The sequence below is a fragment of the Streptomyces chiangmaiensis genome, assembly GCF_036281785.1.
Classification (GTDB): domain Bacteria; phylum Actinomycetota; class Actinomycetes; order Streptomycetales; family Streptomycetaceae; genus Streptomyces; species Streptomyces chiangmaiensis.
Genome location: NZ_JAYWVC010000643.1, coordinates 1 through 899, shown reverse-complemented (window position 1 = coordinate 899; position 899 = coordinate 1). Strand labels below are relative to the sequence as shown.

Below are 899 nucleotides of genomic sequence, written 5' to 3'. Positions count from 1 at the left end.
GGTCGTACGGGGAGTCGAACCGTAGCGACGCCGGAGGCAGAGCGTGGCCGTCGCGCCAGCGCAGGCGTCCGCGTGCATCCCAGTAGTAGTGGTGCACCCACACCCGGCGCAGGATCTCCACCTGCGGCAACTCGCGCAGCCAGGGCGGGGTGTCGGGCGCCCAGGCGGCGGCCAGGACTTTGCATCCGTCCCGGCCGAAAGCCTCGACCAGGGCGGTGACTCCGGCCTTCCCGCCAGGAACCTTGCCGATCTCGACCTTGCGCCCGTAGCGCTTGTCCCACTCCGGCTCCACCAGTGGCAGCAGCCAGTCCGGGGCTGCTTGGGCGAGTTGCTCGAGTGCAGCCCGCAGGCTCTCGCCGGCCAACTCCAGGCGGCTGAGCCTGCGGACGGCGGCGAGCACGTGTGTGGCATCGGTACGCTGGCGGCCTCCGGCCTTGAGCAGCCCGGCTTCGACCAGCCGGTTCAGCATCACCTGCAGCAGCCGGTCGGCCGCATCCCCCGCGGTCAGCCGGGCCCGGAACTCGCACAGCACCGAGTGATCGAACCCGGGATCGTCCAACTCCATGCCGAGGGCGTATTTCCAGTCGATCCGAGTGCGGACCGCATTTGCGGCAGCGCAGTCGGACAGGTCCTCCGCGAACTGCAACACGCTGACCAGCGCCAACTGCCCAGGCGACAGACCAGGGCGCCCATCACGCGGGTACAGGTCCGCGAAGTCCTCGTCCTCGAACACCACGTCCAACCGGTCCCGCATCAGCATCGCCGGCGCCCCCTTCGGACACGCCGCCCACGCTGTCAGCACCGTCCGCGTCGGAATCCGCTGATAACTCCTCGGCCGCAACGACATCCCCGGGCCCCTCCCCGAGACACCACCCCGCCTCACTCCAGCGAACCGCAGA

At 70.0% G+C, this 899-nt stretch carries 1 protein-coding gene; it reads right to left on the bottom strand.

Features of this window, described 5'->3' with window-relative positions; all coding sequences use genetic code 11:
• Positions 1–760: transposase (locus VXC91_RS46150; protein WP_329513295.1), on the bottom strand; the 760-nt coding region annotated here is incomplete at its 3' end.
• Positions 761–899: the final 139 nt, after the last annotated feature.